The 3,832-nt window shown below is 67.8% G+C and carries 5 protein-coding genes and 1 pseudogene; 2 read left to right on the top strand and 4 right to left on the bottom strand.

Translation table 11 applies throughout. The features are described from left to right. The first annotated feature begins 359 nt into the window (after nt 1–359). On the top strand, nt 360–965 hold the full coding sequence (locus GT030_RS00565) for a hypothetical protein (RefSeq protein ID WP_237522129.1): 606 nt from the start codon (nt 360–362) through the stop codon (nt 963–965). Between the two features lie 47 nt (nt 966–1,012). Here the strand turns inward: GT030_RS00565 and GT030_RS00560 are convergent, their stop codons facing one another. Both GT030_RS00560 and GT030_RS00555 read right to left on the bottom strand, forming a co-directional pair. After that, a complete protein-coding gene (locus tag GT030_RS00560) occupies nt 1,013–1,225 on the bottom strand; it encodes a DUF4287 domain-containing protein (RefSeq protein ID WP_161199300.1) in 213 nt (70 codons plus the stop codon). A gap of 68 nt (nt 1,226–1,293) precedes the next feature. Then, on the bottom strand, nt 1,294–1,965 hold the full coding sequence (locus GT030_RS00555; protein ID WP_161199299.1) for a DUF998 domain-containing protein: 672 nt from the start codon (nt 1,963–1,965) through the stop codon (nt 1,294–1,296). A 113-nt stretch (nt 1,966–2,078) separates the two neighbouring features. On the opposite strand from GT030_RS00555, the gene GT030_RS00550 reads away from it, so the two are divergent. Next, on the top strand, nt 2,079–2,702 hold the full coding sequence (locus GT030_RS00550; RefSeq protein WP_161199298.1) for a TetR/AcrR family transcriptional regulator: 624 nt from the start codon (nt 2,079–2,081) through the stop codon (nt 2,700–2,702). Between the two features lie 444 nt (nt 2,703–3,146). Here GT030_RS00550 and GT030_RS00545 read toward each other — a convergent pair whose 3' ends face one another. Both GT030_RS00545 and GT030_RS00540 read right to left on the bottom strand, forming a co-directional pair. Then, complete coding sequence (locus GT030_RS00545) at nt 3,147–3,575, bottom strand: hypothetical protein (RefSeq protein ID WP_237522128.1); 429 nt, start codon at nt 3,573–3,575, stop codon at nt 3,147–3,149. Between the two features lie 113 nt (nt 3,576–3,688). Beyond that, nucleotides 3,689–3,832, bottom strand: a pseudogene (locus tag GT030_RS00540) (lamin tail domain-containing protein); the annotation flags it as partial.

Genomic DNA, 3,832 nt, shown 5'->3' with positions numbered 1-3,832 from the left:
TCGATCTGCTGCGGCTGTCCGGGAACGACACGACTGGATGGCCGTATCGGCGGCGCAGGGCCGCGCTGGAGTCCTGTTCGCCGTCTGCGGGCTGTCGGCCCCGTGGGTTGCCCGTCGACGACCGTTCCGGGCACCGTGAGTGAGTGGCGGACGCGGGCGCCGGTCGGGATGGAGGGCATGTTGTGGACATAGTCGCCCCGGATCAAGATGCTCAAGCGCCAGATGTTCGGCCGGGCGGGCTTCACCCTCCTGCGGAAGCGCGTCCTCATGCCCTGATCACCGACCGGAGGAACTCGATGGCAGCGGCGTCGGCGGATGTGTCAGCCTTCCCCTCCCAGATGCCGACGGAGAAGACTTTGATGACCAGCGACGACGCCCTCGATCAGCTCAGACACATCGCGCGCGAGAGGGCGTTCGGCAGGCATGTCGGGTCGGACCGGCTCATTCAGGCAGGTCTGGACGCACTGATAGCGGGGGTCGAGAGCCCGTCCCTCGCCATGCTGGCTGGACTCCTGCGGAGCGAAGAGCCCGAAGCCCCAGAGCTCTTCGACCAAGTACTGGAGGAACTGGGACTGCTCTTCCACCCGCCCGCGGACCCCTGGGCCGCAAAGTGGGCGATGGCCTACTGGATCGCCGGTCAGATCGCCGACGGATCCCTGGATCCCGCCGTCGGCACCCACCTCATCTGGGCAGACATTGCCTACGACCTCGGCTACCCCGAAGAGCTCGAACCCCTTGTCCACTGCGCGCACAACTTAGACGGCTGGGAGGAGAGCCGGGGAGTCTCCGTCGAGGAACTCAACGGAGAAGCGGTTGAGGCAGCGAAGCAGTTCCTCAGCAAGAGGTCTGCAGCCGAGGCGACTAACCCGGGGCTCGTTCTCGCCATCGGGATCGGTCAACCGCGGGCTGATCCACTCACTCAGCGTGGCCGCACCACGGAACCTGAGCCAGAACCCGAGACCTGACAGCGCCCTGGGGTGGGCGTCATTTCCATAGCCCGCAGGGTCCACGGTCAGTTATCGCCGCGTTCGGCGAGGGTGTGGGCGACAAGGGCGTTGGCGTGTCCGTGACCGAGGCCGTGCTCGGTCTTGAGCCATGCGACGAGTTCCATGTGCTTGGTCAGGGGCGAGGTGCGGATCAGCTCCTTCCACTGCTCGATCGGGCGGCCGTACTTCTTCTCGATCGACGGGAAGTAGCTGGCTGGGCCTTTCAGCGGTGCGGTCATGACGCGGGGTCCTGTCTGTCTGAGTAGGTGGTCTCGGGGTGCTGCTGTGCGTGTGGGAACCGGGGCCGCTACCGCCGCACGGTCGGGGCGAGGCTGGCCAGCCGGGCGATGGCTGCGGTGAGTGCGAGCAGGCCGAGGCCGGCCGCGGCGGTGAAGGCCGCTACCGTGGCGGCGGAGGCGGCGAACCCGGCGAAGACCCCGAGCGGCAGGAGACGGTAGGTCAGGGCCCAACCACCTCGGCCCTGGGCGGCGAAGTGCCGGGCCAGCACGAGGAACGCGGCGCACAGCGCGAGGTAGCCCACGGTGCCGCTGAGCATGTGGATCGTTCCGTGGCCGCTCAGGGGGGCAGGGCCGTCCGGCGTGCCGGCCGGGAAGCCCGCGCCGGGGTCTGCCGTGAACACCCCGGCGAGCAGGAAGGACGCGCCGAACACGCCGACCAGGCGCGGCGCCCAGGTGCCGCCGGCAGTGTGGCCGATCGCCCTTCGCAGTCCCACCGCGCCGGCGGTGAGCAGCGCGCCGGTGACCAGGAAGCTGGCGACCTGAATCCAGCCGAGCGAGCCGAGGCTGAGCTGGCTGATGGCGTTTCGGGTGAAGTCGAAGGGGGTGCGGGTGAGGCCCTCGATCACCCCCACCCCTAGGAACAGCGGCCCTGCCGCCGCCCCGCAGGCGAGCAGCGCGCGGGTGGTGAGCGAAGTTGAGGCAGCGCGGCCGGTGAACGGTGCGCGAATCGCCTGCGTCATACGAGATCCCCCCGGAACATCAGAACTGGACTGTCCAGTACTAAGGAACTGGACGGTACAGTACCCAAGGGGAACTGGACTGTCCAGTACTGTATTGGCGTGAAGGAGGAGGCATGGAAGCGAACGAACCCGGCGGACGCTCGGCCCGCAAGCACCAGGCGATCATGGAGGCCGCGACAGCGGTGTTCATGGCGAAGGGCTACGCCGGTACGAGCATGGACGACATCGCCAAGCTGGCCGCCGTGTCAAAGCAGACGGTGTACAAGCATTTCGCCGACAAGGAGAAGCTGTTCGCCGAGATCGTCCTGGCCACCACCGACCGGATCGAGGCCATGATTGACCTGGTGGCCGTTGTCCCCGCCGACGCGGATTCACTGGAGGAGAACCTGCTGCAGCTGGCCCGCCAGTTCCTGACCACCCTCACCCAGCCCCAGGTGCTCCAGTTGCGGCGACTCATCATCGCCAACGCCGACACTTTCCCCGACCTGGGCGCCGCCTGGTACGAGCAGGGGTTCGAGCGGGTACTGGCCACCCTGGCCGACACCTTCCAACGCCTGGCCGACCAGGGCCTGCTGCGGATCGACGACCCCCTCCTGGCCGCCAACCACTTCGCCGGCCTGCTGCTCTGGATCCCGGTGAACAAAGCCATGTTCCACGGCAGCCCGCAGCACACCCAGCCCCAACTCGACCACTGCGCCGACGCGGGCGTGCGGGCCTTCCTCGCCGCATACCGCTGACCCCGGCCGCAACCGGACTGCCCTGGCAACGTGGACGTTCGCCAGGGCGGGACCGTGGGCCGGTGCTGTCGGAACCCGTGAATATCTCGATTCTCAGCGAGCGCCGACTGCCTCCCAAGCCCGCGAACAAGGGCTGTTCGTTCTCGGCTCTGGCTCAACTTCTGGGGCGAGCCCCCGCCTCACTCGCAGAACGTGACGCCCCACTGTCGGCCGGCCGTGCCATTCGCCAGGTCTTGCGTACACAGACGGCTGCCACAGCAAGCGCGACGATCGTAAAGAAGACGATCAGGATGGGGCTCTCGCACCTGGTCGCGGTTACGACCAGGTAGACGAAGACCGCCCAGTCCAGCCACGTCCGCTTTACCAACGCACCGATGGGACTCACCAACCCTCCTGGCGCGACAGTAGACCACGTAGCACGAGGCGTCCCTCAACGTATTCACATCACAGAAGTTGTGCCACAGCCCGTTGTCCCGAACAGAGCCAACAGGCTGATACGCGCTGACGAGGTGCCGACTCCCCGGCAGACGCCGGGTTCGTGCGACGGCTGGCGCAGGGGAGTAGCCAGCCGGTGTGCCCGGGGTGGCCCTGGGCCAGCAGCGTGTTCCAGGCCAGGGCGAAGACGGGGAACCCGAGTTCGGCGAGGCTCAAACGGGCCGTCTTCACCTTCACATGCCTGGCGCCGGTGGCATCTTCGACCAGGTCGACCACGTAGTACAGGTGGGTGCCGACGAGGCCGTACCAGCTGCGGTTGGGATGGGGATCGGCTGAATCGCCGGGCGCCAGGCGGGCGGCGGCGGCCCGGACGGTGTCGGCGGTGAGCTGATAGGTGACGTCGCCGACGGTGAAGGCCGCCTGCGTGACAGCGGGCATGTGATTCCTCCAGGGGCCGGGGCATGGCAGCAGCCGCGTAACCGCACCACTGCGGCCGGGAAAAGTGCGTCAACCGACCAGCCCCTACTGGAGCGCCGGCCGGTCGTTTCACGTCAGTGGCGGTGTCCGCCGTGGTGGCCCCAGGAGGCGTCATCGACGAAGCGGCCATGGTCATTGCGCAGGGTCGCGGTGTCGTGGTCGTTGTTCCACACGTAGGCCCGACGGTCCTGGAAGAGGTCGGTGCGGGTGTCGCGGCC

The sequence above is a fragment of the Streptomyces sp. SID1328 genome (genome assembly GCF_009865595.1).
GTDB classification, from domain to species: Bacteria; Actinomycetota; Actinomycetes; order Streptomycetales; family Streptomycetaceae; genus Streptomyces; species Streptomyces griseoluteus.
Note: the sequence above shows the minus strand (reverse complement) of the source record. Positions and strands in the feature narration are given on the sequence as shown.